Source organism: Paraburkholderia sp. FT54 (assembly GCF_031585635.1).
Lineage (GTDB): Bacteria > Pseudomonadota > Gammaproteobacteria > Burkholderiales > Burkholderiaceae > Paraburkholderia.
Genome location: NZ_CP134196.1, coordinates 1,305,637 through 1,324,714, shown reverse-complemented (window position 1 = coordinate 1,324,714; position 19,078 = coordinate 1,305,637). Strand labels below are relative to the sequence as shown.

The window sequence follows — 19,078 nt, the reverse complement described above, 5'->3', positions numbered from 1 at the left end:
CCCGTTGATGTGGGTGGCGGAATCAGAAGGTATGGCGAATGCCCATCATTGCCGCAGTGGTGGACACGCCCGGCGCAACCGGGGCTCCATAGATAATTGTCTGGTTCATGGTCCCCTTGTTGTCGACATACCCCACCTGCGCGTATGCCTTGGTCCGTGCGGACAGGTTGTATTCGGCGCCCACTGCGAATTCGCTCGAGTGGTTCGCCGAATTGTTCCGGTCCTTCAGGTAGTAATAGCCGGACGTGATCTTGAAACGCGGACTGAACTGGTAGCCGAGGCCACCCGACGCCATTTCGAAGTCCGCGGTGTTGCTTTTGGCCGGGTTCTTGCCGATGCCGTAAGAGGCGGATATCGAGAATCCGCTGATCGTGTACATCGCACCGAAATAGTAGAACCGGTTATTGGCCTGACCTGTCGCAGGCACAGCGGGAGCGGCCGGGTAGTTTATCGGGAACGGATTGGTATCGTGCCCGTTGTAGTAGACGGCGGACAGATTCAGGCCGTAGTTCGAATACTTGAGCACGGCCGACTCGCGCGTGCCGCCCTGGAACTGGCCGGCGACGCCGCCCGGCGCGTACTCGAGCGCGAGCGAGGTGCCATAAAATTTCGGCGAATTGTAGACGAGCGCGTTGCTGTCGTACAGGGCGCCGATCGGGGCGTTCGTACTGGTGCCGGGCCAGCCGGCCGCCTGATTGATGCCCAGCCACGCTGTCAGAATACTGCCGAAATACTGTGCACCCCGGACGTCAGTTTCCGCCATCGCGTAGATCATCGGGATGATCTGCCGGCCGGCGGCGAAGGTGCCAAACGGCCCGGCTACGCCGACCGTCGCGAACTGGTTGAAGATCGCGGTCGTGCCCGGCGTGTCGGCGAGGCCGAACTTGCCGTTCGCGGAGTTGAATACACCCTGCAGCTTGAAGTTGATACTGTAGCCGCCACCGATGTCTTCGCTTCCCTTCAGGCCCCAGAAGCTGGCATAGATGCCGCCGTCTTTCAGTTGATAGACATGGCCCAGGTTGGGCGCATGCGGTAGAAACGTTGCCGCCGACGTGCTCTGATACAGCAGTCCGCTGTCAATCACGCCGTACAACGTGACGGATGATTGGGCATGGGCTGCCATGGCGAAGATCGCCAGCGCGGCAGCACCGCTTAACTTCATCTTCAACTTCATTCTGTCTCCTCCGGTTGGGGATCGCCGGGCGGACCCGGCTGTTTTTTGGTTTAGTAAAACTGCATTGCCAAGCCGGCGTGTCACGCCGTCAGGAAGTAATCGCCAAATTGATCTCGTAACTGGTTCTTGAGCACCTTGCCGGTTGCACCGAGGGGGATCTTGTCGACGAACACCACTGCATCGGGCTTCCACCACCTGGCAACCCGGCCGTCAAAGAAGCCGAGCAGTTCTTCCGCTGTCAACGCACTGCCCGGCTTTTTCACGATCAGCAGCAGCGGCCGTTCGTCCCACTTCGGGTGCCGCGCGGCAATGCAGACAGCCATCGTGACTTTGGGATGCAGGCACGCAACGTTTTCGATGTCGGTCGAGCTGATCCACTCTCCGCCGGACTTGATGACGTCCTTGCTGCGATCCGTGATCTGCATGAAGCCGTCGGGGTCGATCTTTGCGACGTCTCCCGTCGGAAACCAGCCGTCGTGCAGCGGCGACGCGTCGTCACCGCCAAAGTACTGCCGCATGACCCACTGACCGCGCACCAGCAGATCGCCGGTCGCGTTGCCGTCCCACGGCAACTCTTCGCCGTCCGGGCCAACGATCTTCATGTCGATGCCGAACACTGACCGTCCCTGCTTCGCCTGAATCGCGTTGCGTTCCGACACAGGCAGAGATAGCTGGTGCGCCTTGAAACTGCAGACCGTACCGACGGGGCTCAATTCCGTCATGCCCCACGCGTGCAGTACCTCGACCCGATGGCGCGTCTGGAACGCCACCGTCATCGCTGTCGGACACGGCGCGCCTCCGATGATCGTGCGCGTCATCGACGAGAACGCACCCCCGATCGCGTCGACATGCGCAAGCAATCCCTGCCAGACAGTCGGCACACCGGCCGACAGCGTGACCCGTTCCGTTTCGATCAGTTCGTAGAGCGACTTGCCGTCGAGTTCCGGCCCCGGAAACACCAGCTTCGCGCCGACCATGCAGGCGATATACGGCAGTCCCCACGCATTCACATGGAACATCGGCACGACGGGGAAGATCACATCGCGCGCCGAGCAGTTCAGCGAATCCGGCAGCGCCGCCGCGTAGGTGTGCAGCAGGGTCGAGCGGTGGCTATACAGCACGCCTTTCGGATCGCCGGTGGTGCCTGAGGTGTAGCACAGTGACGATGCACTGTTCTCGTCGAGCAGCGGCCAGTCGAAAACGTCGCCGTGAAGATCGACGAGATCCTCGTAGCACATCAGCATGTTCGACAGACCATGCGCTTGCGGCATATGCGCCCGATCGGTCATGGCCACGAAAACCTTCGGGCTTTTGATACGCGGTGCGACGCTCTCGATCAAGGGAAGAAACGTCAGGTCAAAGAACACGACGCGATCTTCCGCGTGCTCGATGATGTACGCCAGCTGGTCGACGTGCAGCCGGGGGTTGAGCGTATGCAGCACGGACCCGGACCCCGACACCGCGAAGTACAGCTCCATGTGACGGTAGCCGTTCCATGCGAGCGTCCCTACCCGCTCGCCCGGCTTGATGCCGAGTCCCGCGAGGGCGTTGGCCATACGGCGCGCGCGTTGCGCGAGATCCCGATATGAATAGCGGTGAATGTCGCCTTCGACTCGTCGCGACACGATTTCCTGTTGACCGTGATGGCGTTCAGCATGCATGAGCAGCGAAGCGACCAGCAGCGGCTGCTGCATCATCAAACCTTGCATCCTTGTCTCCTGATTGTTTGTATGAACCCGCGCCCCGGATTGCGTTTCCGCTCTCGCGGTCGTGAACGATCAGTAGGGCTTGTCGCCGATAATTCCGGCCCGTTCCATCTTGCGGTGGCACGGCGGGTAGTCCATCACCGCGTAGTGCTGAGTGCTGCGGTTGTCCCAGAGCGCAATGCTGTTCTTCTGCCAGCGCCAGCGCACCTGGTACTCGGGGATGTAGGCCTGGCTGATGAGATAGCGCAGCAGTTCGCCCGCGCCCGGATTCGCGTCCTGCCCGAAGCGCACCCGTTCCGGCGTGTGAAAGTTGGTGAAATGGGTGGTGAATGCGCTCACGAACAGCACCTTCTCGTCCGTCTCGGGGTGCGTGCGCACGACGGGGTGCTCCGCATCCGGAAACTGGGCCTTCAGCGCGAGGCGTTTATCCATCGGCATCGCGGCACCGAAGCTCGCCTCGATGCTGTGGCGGGCACGCAGGTCTGCTATCTGAGTCTTGATGTGGCCTGGCAGGTTCTCGTAGGCGAGGACCATATTCGCCCACATCGTGTCGCCGCCGACGGGCGGACACTCTATGCAGCGCAGGACAGCACCGAACTGCGGCGCCTCGCGCCAGGTGGCATCCGCGTGCCACGCGTTTTCGTACCGGTCGTTGGGCTGGTCCGGCGTCTTGTAGATGCGCACGAGACCGGGATGATCCGGATCGCTGCCCGCGACGGGATGATCTTCCAGTTCGCCGAAGCGGCGCGCAAACGCCACGTGCTCGGCGCGCGTGATGTCCTGGTCGCGCAGGAACAGCACGCGATGTTTCAACAGCGCCGCGCGAACCTCGGAGAACAGGCCATCATCGTGGATGGCATCGGCGAGATTCACTCCGACGAGTTCGGCGCCGATCGCGCACGTCAATTGTTCGACTTGCATAGCTGACTCCTTAGATGACGAAGACCGACGAGCCCGTCGTCTTGCGCGATTCCAGGTCCCGGTGGGCTTGCGCCGCATCCGCGAGCGCGTAACGCTGGTTGAGTTCGATCTTGATGCGGCCCGCGGCGACGTGCCCGAAGATTTCGCCGGCGAGTTCGAGCTTCTCGGCGGGGTCGGCGATGTAGTCTGCAAGCGCCGGGCGGGTCAGATAGAGCGAGCCCTTGATCGCCAGAATCTGCGGATTGACAGGCGGAATCGGGCCGGACGCGGTGCCGACGCAGACCATCAGGCCGCGACGCTTGAGCGAATCGAGCGAGGCCTCGAAGGTATCTTTGCCGACGCTGTCGAACACCACGTCCGCGCCAACGCCATCCGTCAGTTCGCGCACGCGCTTCGCGACGTTTTCCCGGTTGTAGTAGACGATGTGGTCGCAGCCATGCGCGCGCGCCACCTCGGCCTTGGCTTCCGTAGAAACCGTACCTATCACGGTGAGACCCAGGAGCTTCGCCCATTGCGATACGATCAGACCGACACCGCCGGCAGCCGCATGCAGCAAGATGGTGTCTCCTGCCTTGAAGTCGTGAATGCGGCGCATCAGATACGACGCGGTCAGGCCGCGCATTGTCATCCCGGCAGCCGTTTCGCAGGAGATCGCATCGGGCAGCTTGATGAGCGGGGCCGCCGGAATCAGGCGTTCGGTGCTGTAGGCGCCGAGCGTGTTGACAAAGCCGGTGTAGGTCACGCGATCGCCTACCGCCACGTTCGTCACAGCCGGGCCGACGGCCTCAACCACGCCCGCAGCCTCGACGCCCATCCCCGCAGGCAGCGGGACCGGGTACAGACCGTTGCGGAAGTAGGTATCGGCGAAGTTCAGGCCTACTGCTTCATGGCGCAGACGGACCTGTCCGGGGGCGGGGTTGCCCACTTTAACGTCCTCGTAGCGCAACACTTCGGGACCACCGGTTTCATGGAAGCGCACTGCTTTTGCCATGTCGAATCTCCTATCCATTACTTGGACTGCAAGTTACTGTTACGGTCAACGCGAGGCCTTTTCACGCAAGGCGTTCAGGCGCTCCAGGTCTCCCGCGTAGCTCCGCTTGCCGATCAGGAATGCGATCGCCGCGATGAGAGGCGCAAACTGAACGAGTTGCAATGCGCCAAGCAGTCCGATCCGGTCGGCGATAACGCCCGTGAGTACTGCGGCGGGTGCCAGACCCAGAAGGTTGTTCGCGAGCGTCAGGGTCGCAAAAGCCGATGCGTGAATCGACGGCGGAGTGAGGTTTGCCACCATCGCACCCGAGGGACCGCTCGCGCCCGCGCTGAAGAACATCCCGGCACCGATCACAACCAGTTGCAATGGACCCGCGGGCATGCGAAAGCCAATCGCGAGCAGTGTGAAGCACGCCAGGCAGAACGCGATTGCGGTACTCCACTTTCTTTCTCGCACATTCTTGCTGAGCCGGTCGGCGAGGCTTCCGCACACCACCATGCCAAGGCCCGTCACCAGCACAAACACCGCCGCGGTCGTTGCGGCCCGGCCGGTGGCCATGCCGTAGTAACGATTCAGGAAGCTCGGCATCCACGCCCAGACAGCGGCGGGAACGAGCAGATGGATGCCGCTGCCCACATAGGCACACACAACGGACTTCGTCGAGAAGAGCCCGTGCATCAGCACACGGAAGGTCATGCGCGCGCCGAGCCCTTCCGTCTGCCTGCTCACGCTTGCCCACTGCAGCGGCGCAAGCCGCTTTTCGGTAACAACAAACCGGTAGACGATAACTAGCACGATCCCCATTGCCGCCATCGCGCCGAACGCCGATCGCCACCCCAGGTGAACCGCGACCGCACCGCCGAGGGCCATGCCCAATACTGAGCCAAACGCCCCGCCCGCCATGAAGGTCCCGGTGAGCGTGGAGCGCAGCCGCGCCGGAAAAATGCTCAGGACGACTGCGATTCCAACACTGCCATACGCAGCTTCGCCGATACCGACGAAGGCACGCGCAAGCAGCATCTCGCCGTAGTTCGTCGAAATCGCGCAGCCCAGCGTTGCGAGACTCCACATCGCCGCCATCAGAACGATACTCTTCACGCGGCCCCAGCGGTCGGCGAGTACCGACAACGGAAGCGTGAGCACGCCAACCATCAGCGCGACCACACTGCTAAGTGAACCCAACTGCGTGTCGGAAAGGTTCCATGTGGCCTTGAGCAACGGAAACACTGCGTTCAATACCTGTCGCGACATGTAGTCGGACAGCAGCAACCCAACCGTCAACGCGAACACCACCCACGCAAACGCGCGCACGTCCGTTTGTGTTGTCGAAACATCACCCGTCGTGGGCTCAGCATGATGCATGAGCATGTTTTGTCTCCTTCCGTCTCGCTTGTTGCGGACATCTTTGCCCGCAGGGCAAAGAAGGACCGCTTATGGATACCGCCTCGTCCTCCCCGGTTCGAGCCGGGGGGGATTACCTTCGAAACCCAACGCCTACTAACGTGTGCGCCGGGCTCCCATTCTTCACGCCGCGCGCAGCGGCAGATTCCTGACGCCCGTCTGGCGGTTCGGCGCCATGCCGTTGGCGGCGAGCGTCTCGTCAGCTGTCTCGTACTGCACGCCAATGCGGTAGATCTCGCGCGCTTCCTTACCGGTGGCGATCTCGCGGCCCAGTTCGCGGGCCACGCGCACACACTGTTCGATCTGCTGCACCGAGCTCATGCGGTTGCCGTGCTGGTCGATGATCGTGTCCTCGATGCCGCAGCGCGGATGCAAGCCCATGGCCATCGCCATCATGTTGAACGGCAGCACGTTCTTGAGCAGCGACTCCGCAGTGAGTGTGCAACCATCCGGCGCACGATGCACGAAGTTGAAGAAGTTGAACGGGTTCGGGCCGTCAAAGCCGCCGCCGATGCCGATCCACGTCAGGTTCAGCGGTCCCTTGTAGACGCCCTTGCGCACGAGTCGCTCAAGCGTCTCGAGCGCGTGGATGCCCGTCAGCTGGAAATGTGGCTGAATGCCCGAGGCCTGCAGGCGGCGCAGGTGTTCCTCGACCCACGCCGGCCCCGCGGGCACGGTCATTTCGCTGTACGCAGCCATGAACGCAGGATTGGACAGCGAGGTGCCTTCCAGGTACTCCGGATAGAGCAACTCCATGATGTTCATCTGCGTGGTGTTGATCGCGACCGTCACCTGATCGGGCTTCGGGTCGAGATCGGCCAGCATGTGACGCGTGTCGTCGGACAGCCACTTTGCGGCCTGGCCGTCGTCTTCCGGTGCAAACGAGATCGAGCCGCCGACCTGGATGATCATATCGGGCACAGCGGCGCGCACGCCCGCGATCAGTTCGTTGAACTTCGACAGGCGCTTCGAACCCTTGCCGTCCAGTTCGCGCACGTGCAGGTGCAGCACAGTCGCGCCGGCGTTATAGCAGTCGACGGCCTTCTGGATCTGCTCTTCCATCGTCACCGGAATGTCTTCGGGGAAGTCCTCCGGCATCCATTCCGGGCCGTACGGCGCCGTGGTGATAACGACCTTGTCCTGATTCTCAGGGTGTAGCGAATCGTCGAGAAACTGCATCTCTTGCTCCTGTGTGGACTGATGTGTCTTCCGATGCCGCGTCACATCACGCGAGGCCATCGAACCAATATCCGCACAGTAAAGAAATAGCGCGCTACACTTTTGTGATTGGGCGCCATTCTTTGAGCATTTCATGCCTCTCCGTGAAAACACTTACGACGTGGCAAGTGCAGACGGGCGTAGTTCACAAGGTCAATGCGGAGAGTCGAGATGGAAACGATGCTGCGGTCGGTAGCAATGAGCGGCTATTTCGATGTGACGCGGCGACTCGGACTGAACCCGAACGAGCTCTTGCAGCAGGTCGGGATCGATGCCACGGCGCTTGCGAATCCCGACGCTCGTGTTCCGGCCGCCGCTTGCTGCCGGCTACTGGAACTCACGGCGGAAAAGGCGTCATGCCCGACTTTGGCACTGCACATGGCTGAAACCCGGCAGAAATTCGGGACCGGCGTGGTCACTCTCCTGCTCGCGCACAAACGCACGCTGCGCGAGGTGTTGCTGGCCGCAGCCGAATACCGACATCTGCTCAATGAAGCCCTGGCCGTCTACGTCGAGAAAACGGGCGAAACGGTCACCATTCGCGAAGAGCTCGTGGTTGAACCGGGCACCCCAACGAAGCAGGCGATCGAGCTTGCGGTCGGTGTCCTCGCGCGCCACTCCAGCGCTCTGCTCGGCGATCACTGGAAGCCGCGCGCCGTGCATTTCGCTCATCACGGGCCTGCTGACCCGACGTTTCATCGACGGTTCTTCGGCTGTACGCTGCAGTTCGGGAGCGACTTCAACGGCTTCGTGTGCGCGGCCGCCGATCTCGACTATCCCAATCCGGCCGCCGATCCAGAACTGGTGCGATATGCCGAAAGCCTCGTCGCCCCGCTGAACGCAACGGGTGCCGATTCAACCGCGCTGGAAGTACGTAAGGCGATTTACCTGCTGCTGCCCCTCGAACAGGCCACGGTCGAACTGGTTGCGCGCCACTTGCGTCTGAGCGTACGCACCATGCAGCGCCAGCTTGAATCGACTGATACCAGTTTCTCGACGCTGGTTGAGGAAGTCAGGCGCGAACTTGCTGTGCGCTATATGAGCAACCCGCGCTATCCTGTCGGCCGCGTCGCGGCGTTGCTGGGCTACTCGCAACAGGGATCGTTCACGAAGTGGTTCACCTCGCAATTTCGCATGACGCCGCGCGACTGGCGAAACAGCCAGTCGAAATGACGGCGCCGCGCATTGGCGCCTTCGCACTCTGCGGAACTGTCGATACGGCGCTGTCAACCTGCTGATAAAAGAACAGAACAGCGGCAGGTGCGGCGAACGTTCAGGAACCCGTCGACGGATTTGAGTAACTTCGGTGCATTAGCGCCAGGCGCCAAAAGCGGGGTCGCGAGTCGTGTGCGGCGAAGTGAAGCGGGCACCAGACGCGGCGTGCCTGGCACAAGCCGGTGTTCGCGCTCACAGATTGAGCCGTGTCACCTTCGCGCCGTTGACCGAAGCGTCCGCCATCAAACCGGTATTGGTCAACACAAGGGCCACGACCTGCGAGGAGGCGGATGTCGTATCGATAGTGCCGTTCGCGCCGACTTTCACGATCGACACCGCGACGTCGCTGCCAACCGACCACCCAGCCGCGTTGCGGAACGAATCGAGCGCGTCGCGCGTCATGAACATGAAAATGACTGCCGTCGACTGAGCACCTGCCTGGAATCCAAATGAAGCAGCCGCGGTGCTGTAGTACCCGGCCGTAGTGCCCCCGGTACGCAATGCGCCTTCGCCATACGCCGCCCCAGCAATGAAAGCCGCCTTCTTCACATCCGGGAACACCAGAATGCCTTGGGCCTTCGACGCGAGTTCGCGTGAACCCGTTACCGTCGCGAAGAGTCGGGACAATGTGCCATCAACACTCGCGTCGATCGCCTGGCGCTTCGAGGCATCGGTTTCCGGGCTCTTGCCGCTCCCTGTCGTCATGCTACAGCCCGCGACCAACAGCCCACCAGCGGCAGTGGCAGTTGTTACTTTTATCAGAAAGTTGCGTCTTTGCATGATCGACCTCCTTTGAGTTTCCGAGGTGCGTCCCCGGTGGGTGGGTCTGGCCACTACATCCTTCGATCCCTTTCGAGCCAGCGTTCTCGCAAGCCGCGCGCCATGCGAGCCGCGTTGGCCGGGGCTGCAGCAACCGTTCTCAGCATTTGGTCGGCGGTGTGGCGTTGCCGCCGTATTTCTCGAGAGATCTTGCAGGCATCAACAATTTCGCCGACAAGCAGTTCCGCCGCATTGCGACCGATGTGCGGCCTCAGCACCATCCGCAGGCTCGTCACCGCTAGTATCGGCACCGAGTATGCCGCGAGCACCCTGCCTTTCTGACGCACGTTGCTCGATACATCGAATTCGTTGAACTTCTTGATCTTGCTGTCGAGCGTGACCACCGAACATCTCACCGGACCCACCGCTTTCTGTCCACACGGCACGGATGCCCGGATCCCGCCGAACATGATGAACGGTCATGTCGCCGATGACGAGGCATGGCGGCAACACTTCCGATTGCATGATGTCACGACGCGGCAATTGGCGAAAATGGGACCTTGGTCTTATAGCCGGCGACTGGCTGCGCCGCGTGCCGCCTCGCGAATCCGTATCCAAAACCGGCTCGCGAGCGCCGATCGAACCAACGCGTCGTAGTCGTATGGCGCCGACCATCGGATCGACGATCCCATAACAGTCTCATGCAGGATATAACGCTCAATCTGGCGACGATGATGGACCAAGGTCGTATAGCCTTCCTGCGTGCCGCGTTCTACCTTGGTAAAGAGTTATCGGAAAATGACGCAGGTCACGTCCGCGTGGAGATATGGAATGGCAAAGACCCAGACGAAGAAGGCCCCTTCGGCGGAAGGCAAACCCCTCTCGTACAAAGAATACCGGCAGGCCTTGTTCCACCTCCATGTCGAACTGGTGAAGCTCCAGGAATGGGTGGTGAAAACAGGAAGCAAGATCTGCATTGTCTTCGAAGGACGCGATGGCGCGGGGAAAGGCGGCACTATCAAGGCAATGACCGAGCGTGTGAGTCCGCGCATATTCCGCGTGGTCGCGTTGTCTGCACCGAGCGAACGCGAGAAAAGTCAGATGTACTTGCAACGCTACGTGCCGTACTTGCCGGCCGCGGGGGAGGTTGTCATCTTCGATCGGAGCTGGTACAACCGCGCGGGAGTCGAACGGGTGATGGGCTTCTGCACCGAAGAGGACGTCGAGAGCTTCTTCAAGGCGGTGCCGCTTGTCGAACGGGCGATCGTCGAGTCGGGGGTGATCCTGCTCAAATACTGGCTGGAAGTCAGCCCCGAGGAACAAACCCGTCGCCTTGAAGCACGCATCCATGATGGACGCAAGGTTTGGAAGCTGACGGATATGGACCTGAAATCTTATAGTCGATGGCATGACTACTCGCGAGCACGCGATGCGATGTTCGAGGCGTCGGACACAGAGATCGCTCCGTGGTATGTCGCGAATTCGAACGATAAGCGGCGTGTGCGACTTAATATCATCATCGACATTCTTGGCAGGATTCCTTATGAAGCAGTCGCGCGTAAGAAAGTTACGCTGCCGAAGCGGCAAAAACCCAATGGCTATAAGGAACCGGACTATCCGTTCAAGTACATAGCCGAGCGCTTCTGACCTTGTCGGCCTCACTGAAGTTCATGAGGTCCATCCTGATTCGCGCAGATCACGCGCCCGATGCCGGCGTAAATGTCATCGCCAGACCGTTCATGCAATAGCGCAGGCCGGTCGGCTTGGGGCCGTCGTCGAACACGTGGCCGAGATGGCCGCCGCAGCGCCGGCATAGCACTTCATCGCGCGTCATGCCGAACGACTTGTCGGTATGCGTGATGACCGCGTGGTCGAGCGGCTGCCAGAAACTCGGCCAGCCGGTGCCGCTGTCGAACTTGGTCTTCGACGAGAAAAGCGGCAGTTTGCACCCGGCGCACGCAAACGTGCCCGTGCGGTGCTCGTCATTCAACGGGCTGCTGAAGGGGCGTTCGGTGCCCGCCTCGCGCAGCACGCGATATTGCGCGTCGGTCAGCAATTTGCGCCACTCGGCGTCGCTGTGCGTGATTTCGAAGGCGGCTGCGGCGCTGCCGTTGGTCGCTTGCGCCGGTTGCGCCGCGCGTGCCGCGCGCCACATCGAGGCGCCGCCGGTCAGCGAGATCGCGCCAATTAACCTGAAGAATATCCGTCTGCTGCAAGCCATGATGATCGCTCCGGAAAGTCCGTACCGTTCACCCGCCCCGGCGCTGACCGCGCCGCCCGCGGGTGGTCCCGATGCTTGGTCGCACGAGAGCGGGATAAATGACAGCATGCGCGTCTTTTCGCGTGACGGTGGCAGTCGCAGTGGCAATTACAGCGGAAATCTGGTGGTCGAGAGGATTTCCTTGAGCACCATGAACGAGCGGATTTGCCGCACGCCTGGCAGATAGAGCAACTGCTCCGCGTGCAGGCGATTGAAGCTGTCGCTGTCGCGCGTGCGGATCGTCATGAAATAGTCGAATTCGCCGGTCACGACGTGGCACTCCATGCAGCCGGCCACCTTCTGCGCCGCTTTCTCGAACTCGGCGAACGACTCCGGCGTGGAGCGATCCAGCACCACGCCAATGATCACCAGCATCCCGGCCCCTGCCGCCTTCGGGTCGATCAGCGCGACGACCGCGCGGATCAGCCCGGACTCCTTCAGCCGCTCCACGCGCCGCAAACACGCCGGCGCGCTCAGCTTCACCTTCGCCGCGAGCGCGACGTTCGAGATCGACGCATCGGTTTGCAGCTGCCGCAGGATCGCGCGGTCGATGCGGTCGAGCGCCTGCAACGGATCAGCCGGGTCTATGGCTGCGGCAACCGTCGATGTCAGAGCCTTGCGAATTTTTGTTGCGCTCATGAAGGTTTATACGTTCCTTTATTAATCCAATCACGGCCTTCGGTTTTTAAAAGTATGCCGAAGCCAATTTTTTCGCAAGCTCATTTCCAGCTATTTTCCCTACCATTTGATCAGCGCGGCGGCGGGATGCCGTTCGCGCCCCCCCCACGATCACGGAGCTGCCATGAACCTGCAACGTTTCCCTCGTTACCCGCTGACCTTTGGGCCGACGCCGATCCAGCCGCTCAAGCGCCTGAGCGACCACCTCGGCGGCAAAGTGCATCTGTATGCGAAGCGCGAAGACTGCAACAGCGGCTTTGCCTTCGGCGGCAACAAGACGCGCAAGCTCGAATATCTGATCCCCGAAGCGCTCGCGCAGGGCTGCGACACACTCGTGTCGATCGGCGGCATCCAGTCGAACCAGACGCGCCAGGTGGCGGCCGTGGCGGCGCATCTGGGTATGAAGTGCGTGCTGGTGCAGGAGAACTGGGTCAACTATTCAGACGCCGTCTACGACCGGGTCGGCAACATCCAGATGTCGCGCATTCTCGGCGCCGACGTGCGCCTCGTGGCCGACGGCTTCGACATCGGCTTTCGCAAGAGCTGGGAAGATGCATTGGAAAGCGTGCGGGCGGCCGGCGGCAAGCCGTATGCGATTCCGGCGGGCTGCTCCGACCATCCGCTCGGCGGACTCGGTTTCGTCGGCTTCGCGCAGGAGGTTCGGCGGCAAGAAGCGGAATTGGGCTTCAAGTTCGACTACGTCGTGGTGTGTTCCGTGACGGGCAGCACGCAGGCCGGCATGGTGGTGGGTTTCGCCGCCGACGGCCGGGCCGAGCGTGTGATCGGTATCGACGCTTCGGCGAAGCCCGCGCAGACGCGCGAGCAGATCACCCGCATCGCGAAGCAAACCGCGGAACAGGTCGGGCTTGGGCGCGATATCACCAGCAAGGACGTGGTGCTCGACGAGCGCTTCGGAGGCCCGGAATACGGCTTGCCGAATGACGGCACGCTGGAGGCGATCCGCTTGTGCGCGCGCCTCGAGGGCGTACTGACCGACCCCGTCTACGAGGGCAAATCCATGCACGGCATGATCGAGATGGTGCGCAATGGCGAATTCCCCGAAGGCTCGCGCGTGCTGTACGCGCACCTCGGCGGCGTGCCGGCGTTGAACGGTTACAGCTTTATTTTCCGCAACGGCTAAGCCAGACGCTTCCTCAGGTGCTCCCTCAGGAATTCCACGAACGTCCGAATCGTGAGGGAGCTTTGCCGGTGCTGCGGATAAACCGCGTAGACACTCGTTGCGGTGGGCAGGAAAGCTTCGAGCACCGGCACGAGCTGACCGCTTTTGAGCGCATCGGCGACGATAAAATCAGGAAGCCGAATGATTCCCAGACCCGCGACGGCCGCGTCGCGCACCAGTTCGCCATTGTTGGCGCGCAACGGACCGTGAACCTCGACGCCCTTCGTCACGCCGTCGACGACAAACTCCCAGCTCACGGCGCCGCCGTGGCCATATAACAGGCATGCATGGCGTTCCAGATCGCCGGGCACCTTCGGCGCGCCACGCCGCCGCAAATAACCGGGACTGCAGCACGCCACCATCCGGATATCCACGAGCTTCTGCGCGATCAGCGTGGAATCCGGCAAGGCGCCGATCCGGATCGCCATGTCGAAGCCCTCGCCGACCACGTCGACGGTGCGGTCGCTCAATTCCATCTCGAAGCGAACGTCGCCGTGCTCGCGCAGAAACATCGCCACGAGCGGCGACAGATGCGCCATGCCGAACGACATCGGCGCGCTGACGCGTAACAGCCCGCGCGGCCCGGCCCGGCGCAGCGACATGGCCTGCTCGGCGTCCTCCACTTCGCCGAGGATCCGTTTGGCGCGCTCGTAAAAATCCTGGCCGAGATCGGTCACCGCCAGCTTGCGCGTATTGCGGATCAGCAATTGCACGCCGAGCGTTTCTTCCAGCGCCATCACCCGTCGGCTGACGAACTGCTTCGACAGCGACAGCCGGTTGGCCGCCGCCGTGAAGTTGTGCGCGTCGACCGTGGCGACGAAGATTCGCATGTCATCGAGTTGCATCGTATTGTCCACTCCGTCGTGACAGTGTTTCCGTTTTGATGCCGATTATACCCATCCGGATTGACCTACACTCTCATTCATGGATCGCGGACAAACATCTGGCCGGATCGCACAACCCAAGGAGAAAAGAGATGCTTGAAATCAGACACGCCAACCAACGCGGCCGCGCGGAGCACGGCTGGCTCAGTTCGCGTCATACATTTTCCTTCGCTAACTATCACGATCCGAAGCAGAACGGCTTCTCCGACCTGCTCGTGATCAACGACGACCGTGTCGCGCCGGCACAAGGTTTCGGCAAGCACCCGCACCGCGATATGGAAATCTTTTCGTATGTGCTGGAAGGCGCGCTGGAGCACAAGGACACGATGGGCACCGGCTCGGTGATCGTACCTGGCGATATCCAGTTGATGAGCGCCGGAACGGGCGTCGCGCACAGCGAATACAACCATTCGAAGAGCGACCCGGTGCACTTCCTGCAAATCTGGATCGCGCCGGGACAAAAGGGTACGGCGCCGCGTTATCAGCAGCGTCACTTTGGCGCGGACCAGAAGCGCGGCGTGTTGCGCCTCGTGCTTTCGCCGGATGGCGCGAACGACTCGCTGGTGGTGCAACAGGACGCCCGGGTCTATGCCGGCCTCTTCGATGGCGATGAGACGGCGCGACTCGAACTGGCGAGCAATCGCTATGCGTATGTCCACGTGGCGCGCGGCAGCGTGAGCGTGAACGGCGTCGAGTTCAAGGAAGGCGACGGTGCGCGTGTGCGCGGTGAAGACGCGCTGACCTTCACGCAAGGCCACGACGCGGAAGTGCTGGTGTTCGACTTGCGCGATATCGAAATGTCGGAGCTGTGGGCTTAAACGGTCCAATGGCTTAAGCGAGGCTCGCCGGAGAGTTCCGGCGAGCCGCCCTCTTCCTACCCTGTTGAGAAAAAATCATGCGCTATACGCTGTTTGAAAATCAGAAAGACGCGGTCATCCTCGTCGCCCGCATCCTGTTGATGGTGCTGTTCGTCATGTTCGGCTGGTCGAAGCTCACCGGCTTTTCCGGCACCGTGGCTTATATGACGTCGAGCGGCGCGCCGGTGCCCGAGTTGTCGACGGTGATCGCCGTGGTGATGGAGTTCCTCGTGGGCATCGCGCTGCTGGTCGGTTTCTTTACGCGGCCGCTTGCCTTGCTGCTCGCGGTTTATACGTTCGGCGCCGCGATCATCGGCCACCACTACTGGAACATGACCGGCGCAATTCAGTACGACAATATGATTCACTTCTACAAGAACATCAGCATCATCGGCGGACTGCTGTTGTTGTGCGTGACCGGCGCTGGGAAGTATTCGATCGACCGCCGTTGAAGCCGCGCTGCCATGCAGTAGAGCCACGCCGAAACGAGAGCCGCCCGGTTGACGCCGGACGGCTTTTTTCTTGCGTGGAACCGTTAGCGCTAACGCGCAAACTGCGCGAGAACGTGTTCGCGAATGGCCGGGCGGATATTCGCCTGCGCCATGTCGCCTCGATAATGCGCGACGACGCGCGGATTCATGACACGAAACCATAGTGGCGGCACGTACGCGAGCATGATCATCGTGGCGTAGCCCGACGGCAATTGCGGCGCGCCGTCGAAATGACGCAGCGCCTGATACGAGCGCGTCGGATTCGCGTGATGATCGGCGTGACGCTGCAACTGATACAGAAAGAGATTGGTGACGATGCGATTGCTGTTCCACGAATGCTCCGGCTGGCAGCGCTCGTAACGGCCGTTCGCGAACTGTTTGCGGCCGAGTCCGTAGTGTTCAAGATAATTGACCACTTCGAGCAGTGAGGCCCCGTACACCGCCTGTATCAGCAGGAACGGAATCACTGTCTTGCCGAATAGCGCGATCATGGCGCCCCACAACACCGCGGTCATGGCCCACGCGTGCAGGACCTCGTTGCGCCAGCTCCACGGCGACTTGCCGAAGCGCGCGAGCCGATGCTTTTCGAGCCGCCATGCGGAGGCGATGCTGCCGGATACCGTGCGCGGCAGAAACGCCCAGAACGATTCGCCATAGCGAGCGCTGGCCGGATCGGGCGGCGTCGCCACCCGCACGTGATGCCCTCGATTGTGTTCGACGAAGAAATGACCGTAAGCGACCGGCGCCAGCGTGACCTTGGCGAGCCATCGCTCGAAGCGATCGGTCTTGTGGCCAAGTTCGTGCGCCGTGTTGATCGACACACCGGTCGCCGCGCCGAGCGAAAACGCAAAGCCCAGGTAGTCGTACCATTTCAACGCGTGCGTGCTCACAATCCATAGTGCGCCGAAGAACGACATGTACTCGATGAAGGCGGCGAGATACACGATGCGACGGTAATAGCGCTCTTTTTCGAGCGCGGAGATGACATCCTCCGGCGGATTGCTAGGGTCGTCACCGATCAGATAGTCGAGTACTGGAATGATGCCGAACACGAAGATCGGGCCGAACCACCAGAAGATGTGCCAGCCGGTTTGCAGGGCAAGAGTCGCGGCATGCAGCGGCAAGGTGATCGTGAGCGCGCCGAGCAGCCACAAATAGCGCTTGCCGTCGACCCACCGCACCGGCGTCGCTTGCGATGTTGCCATTGTCTCCCTCCTTTTTTATGTGGTTTGGCCTCCGGGCGCGCGGCAAGGCGCGCGCATGGGTCCGCGGGACTTTGTCCGATTCCTGATTTATATGGTTTGCGGCACGCAATAGCCAAGAAATCTTGCCAGGTGGGCGCCTCCAAACGGCAACCGCGCTACTGGGCGATGTGCGGTATGGATGAAGCGTGTGAATGAAACGGATGTTTTGCGCACGGCGCGAGTGCGAATCGATCTGCGCGCGCCCGCATCGCGACGTATGGGTCGCTCGAACCTGACAGCGTCGATTCATACGATCGCACCTCAAGACCACGGACGAGCGGAGGAGAAAACGTAGTGCCCCACGGGAGGTCGGATTCCACCGGGAGTGGATACCGTGCGACAAGGCACACAGGGAATCCCGTATGCGGCGGCTGCCGAAAGGCGGCCGTTGGTGTTTGCAGTGGCGCTTGAGGACAAAAAAAAACGGCGGCCCTAAGGCCGCCGTCCACTACTCACACAATCGCATCAGGCCGCTACTTCAGCCTCAGCTTCGCTAACCGCGTCCACTTCTTCGCTATTGCGGATCAGGTGATCGAACGCGGAGAGCGATGCCTTCGCGCCTTCGCCCACGGCGATCACGATCTGCTTGAATGGCACCGTGGTCACGTCGCCGGCGGCGAATACGCCCGGCACCGACGTAGCGCCGCGTGCATCGACGACGATCTCGCCGTGCTTCGACAACTCGACCGTGCCCTTGAGCCATTCGGTGTTCGGCACGAGGCCGATCTGCACGAACACGCCTTCCAGTTCGATCTGCTTCACTTCGCCGGACCGCAGATCCTTGTAGACCAGACCGTTGACCTTCTTGCCGTCGCCGGTGATTTCCGTAGTCTGGGCCTGCGTGACGACGGTCACGTTCGCGAGGCTGCGCAGCTTGCGTTGCAGCACCTCGTCGGCACGCAACGTGGCGCCGAACTCGAACAGCGTGACTTCACGCACGATACCCGCCAGGTCGATAGCCGCTTCGACGCCGGAATTGCCGCCGCCGATCACCGCGACGCGTTTGCCCTTGAACAACGGACCATCGCAGTGCGGGCAATACGCCACGCCATGATTACGGTACTCGCGCTCGCCCGGCACGTTGATTTCGCGCCAGCGCGCGCCCGTCGCCAGAATGATCGTTTTGGCCTTGAGCACCGCGCCGTTCGCCAGACGCACTTCGTTGATGCGGCCCGGAATCAGCGCTTCAGCGCGCTGCACGTCCATGATGTCGACTTCGTAGCTCTTCACGTGCTGCTCCAGCGCCGTGGCGAACTTCGGTCCTTCGGTTTCCGTCACGGAGACGAAGTTTTCGATCGCCAGCGTGTCCAACACCTGGCCGCCGAAACGCTCCGCCACCACGCCCGTCGCGATACCCTTGCGCGCCGAGTAAATCGCCGCGGCCGCGCCCGCGGGGCCGCCGCCCACGATCAACGTGTCGAACACCGGCTTCTTTTCCAGTTCCTTCGCGGCGCGCGCACCGGCGTTGGTGTCGAGCTTCGCAAGGATTTCCTTCACGCCGCTGCGGCCCTGGCCGAACACTTCGCCGTTCATGAACATGGTCGGTACCGCCATGATCTGGCGCGCTTCGACTTCGTTCTGGAACAGCGCGCCGTCGATCGCCACGTGGCGGATGCGCGGGTTGATCAGCGCCATCACATTCAGTGCCTGGACGACTTCCGGGCAGTTCTGGCATGACAGCGAAAAATACGTTTCGAATTGATAGTCGCCGTCGAGGTTGCGGATCTGGTCAATCACGGCGTCTTCGAGCTTGACCGGATGGCCGCCAACCTGCAACAGCGCAAGCACGAGCGACGTGAATTCATGACCCATCGGAATGCCGGCGAAGCGGATGCCCGTGTCCTTGCCCGGCTCGCCGATCGAAAACGACGGCTTGCGCTCGGCGTCGCCACGACGCTCGATCACGTTGACGCGCTCGGACAACGTCGCGATATCGTTCAGCAATGCCAGCAGCTCCTGCGATTTTGCACTGTCGTCGAGCGACGCGACGATCTCAATAGGCCTGCTAACTTTTTCGAGGTACGTTTTTAACTGAGTCTTGAGATTGGCATCAAGCATGGCTATTCGATCCGTGACGATGGGTATTGGGTTCCCGGCGC

The 19,078-nt window shown here is 61.6% G+C and carries 18 protein-coding genes; 5 read left to right on the top strand and 13 right to left on the bottom strand.

The genetic code is table 11. The annotated features are described in order from the left end of the window. Positions 1-22: 22 nt before the first annotated feature. The 6 genes from RI103_RS25530 to RI103_RS25505 all read right to left on the bottom strand — a co-directional run bounded on the left by RI103_RS25530 (position 23) and on the right by RI103_RS25505 (position 7,372). Positions 23-1,168: a porin gene (locus RI103_RS25530; RefSeq protein WP_310818569.1), complete on the bottom strand. Its 1,146-nt coding sequence runs from the start codon at positions 1,166-1,168 to the stop codon at positions 23-25. A gap of 86 nt (positions 1,169-1,254) precedes the next feature. Further along, positions 1,255-2,883: a 3-(methylthio)propionyl-CoA ligase gene (locus RI103_RS25525; RefSeq protein WP_310818405.1), complete on the bottom strand. Its 1,629-nt coding sequence runs from the start codon at positions 2,881-2,883 to the stop codon at positions 1,255-1,257. Between the two features lie 69 nt (positions 2,884-2,952). Next, positions 2,953-3,801, bottom strand: coding sequence for a TauD/TfdA family dioxygenase (locus tag RI103_RS25520; protein ID WP_310818404.1), 849 nt, complete (start codon positions 3,799-3,801; stop codon positions 2,953-2,955). 10 nt (positions 3,802-3,811) lie between these two features. Beyond that, on the bottom strand, positions 3,812-4,792 hold the full coding sequence (locus tag RI103_RS25515) for a quinone oxidoreductase (protein ID WP_310818403.1): 981 nt from the start codon (positions 4,790-4,792) through the stop codon (positions 3,812-3,814). A gap of 45 nt (positions 4,793-4,837) precedes the next feature. Then, a complete protein-coding gene (locus RI103_RS25510; protein WP_310818402.1) occupies positions 4,838-6,160 on the bottom strand; it encodes an MFS transporter in 1,323 nt (440 codons plus the stop codon). A 156-nt stretch (positions 6,161-6,316) separates the two neighbouring features. Beyond that, entirely contained in the window at positions 6,317-7,372 is a 1,056-nt protein-coding gene (locus tag RI103_RS25505; RefSeq protein ID WP_310818401.1) for a 3-keto-5-aminohexanoate cleavage protein, read from the bottom strand. A gap of 210 nt (positions 7,373-7,582) precedes the next feature. Here RI103_RS25505 and RI103_RS25500 point away from each other — a divergent pair, with 210 nt between their 5' ends. Continuing rightward, positions 7,583-8,584, top strand: a complete 1,002-nt coding sequence (locus RI103_RS25500) for an AraC family transcriptional regulator (protein WP_310818400.1) — start codon at positions 7,583-7,585, stop codon at positions 8,582-8,584. Between the two features lie 234 nt (positions 8,585-8,818). On the opposite strand, the gene RI103_RS25495 is transcribed toward RI103_RS25500, so the two are convergent. Together RI103_RS25495 and RI103_RS25490 are read right to left on the bottom strand one after the other, a co-directional pair. Further along, entirely contained in the window at positions 8,819-9,406 is a 588-nt protein-coding gene (locus tag RI103_RS25495) for a YSC84-related protein (RefSeq protein WP_310818399.1), read from the bottom strand. 53 nt (positions 9,407-9,459) lie between these two features. After that, a complete protein-coding gene (locus RI103_RS25490; RefSeq protein WP_310818398.1) occupies positions 9,460-9,789 on the bottom strand; it encodes a hypothetical protein in 330 nt (109 codons plus the stop codon). Between the two features lie 427 nt (positions 9,790-10,216). Here RI103_RS25490 and ppk2 point away from each other — a divergent pair, with 427 nt between their 5' ends. Further along, positions 10,217-11,032, top strand: coding sequence for a polyphosphate kinase 2 (gene ppk2, locus RI103_RS25485; RefSeq protein ID WP_310818397.1), 816 nt, complete (start codon positions 10,217-10,219; stop codon positions 11,030-11,032). 49 nt (positions 11,033-11,081) lie between these two features. On the opposite strand, the gene msrB is transcribed toward ppk2, so the two are convergent. Then, positions 11,082-11,540 carry a peptide-methionine (R)-S-oxide reductase MsrB gene (gene msrB, locus RI103_RS25480; RefSeq protein WP_310818568.1) on the bottom strand — a complete coding sequence of 153 codons (459 nt, stop codon included), beginning with the start codon at positions 11,538-11,540 and terminating at the stop codon, positions 11,082-11,084. Between the two features lie 213 nt (positions 11,541-11,753). Continuing rightward, the gene (locus tag RI103_RS25475) at positions 11,754-12,284 is read right to left on the bottom strand and encodes an Lrp/AsnC ligand binding domain-containing protein (RefSeq protein ID WP_310818396.1); all 531 of its coding nucleotides are present in this window, start codon (positions 12,282-12,284) and stop codon (positions 11,754-11,756) included. A 163-nt stretch (positions 12,285-12,447) separates the two neighbouring features. On the opposite strand from RI103_RS25475, the gene RI103_RS25470 reads away from it, so the two are divergent. Further along, positions 12,448-13,464: a 1-aminocyclopropane-1-carboxylate deaminase gene (locus RI103_RS25470; protein WP_310818395.1), complete on the top strand. Its 1,017-nt coding sequence runs from the start codon at positions 12,448-12,450 to the stop codon at positions 13,462-13,464. Here the strand turns inward: RI103_RS25470 and RI103_RS25465 are convergent. Then, a complete protein-coding gene (locus tag RI103_RS25465) occupies positions 13,461-14,348 on the bottom strand; it encodes a LysR family transcriptional regulator (RefSeq protein ID WP_310818394.1) in 888 nt (295 codons plus the stop codon). The genes RI103_RS25470 and RI103_RS25465 overlap by 4 nt on opposite strands. A 131-nt stretch (positions 14,349-14,479) precedes the next feature. Between RI103_RS25465 and RI103_RS25460 the strand changes: the two genes are divergently transcribed. Further along, on the top strand, positions 14,480-15,205 hold the full coding sequence (locus tag RI103_RS25460; RefSeq protein ID WP_310818393.1) for a pirin family protein: 726 nt from the start codon (positions 14,480-14,482) through the stop codon (positions 15,203-15,205). Positions 15,206-15,282: 77 nt separating this feature from the next. Further along, positions 15,283-15,696, top strand: coding sequence for a DoxX family protein (locus RI103_RS25455; protein ID WP_310818392.1), 414 nt, complete (start codon positions 15,283-15,285; stop codon positions 15,694-15,696). An 89-nt stretch (positions 15,697-15,785) separates the two neighbouring features. Here the strand turns inward: RI103_RS25455 and RI103_RS25450 are convergent, their stop codons facing one another. Together RI103_RS25450 and ahpF are read right to left on the bottom strand one after the other, a co-directional pair. Next, positions 15,786-16,940 carry an alkane 1-monooxygenase gene (locus RI103_RS25450; RefSeq protein ID WP_310818391.1) on the bottom strand — a complete coding sequence of 385 codons (1,155 nt, stop codon included), beginning with the start codon at positions 16,938-16,940 and terminating at the stop codon, positions 15,786-15,788. Positions 16,941-17,444: 504 nt separating this feature from the next. Continuing rightward, the gene (ahpF, locus tag RI103_RS25445) at positions 17,445-19,037 is read right to left on the bottom strand and encodes an alkyl hydroperoxide reductase subunit F (protein ID WP_310818390.1); all 1,593 of its coding nucleotides are present in this window, start codon (positions 19,035-19,037) and stop codon (positions 17,445-17,447) included. Positions 19,038-19,078: the final 41 nt, after the last annotated feature.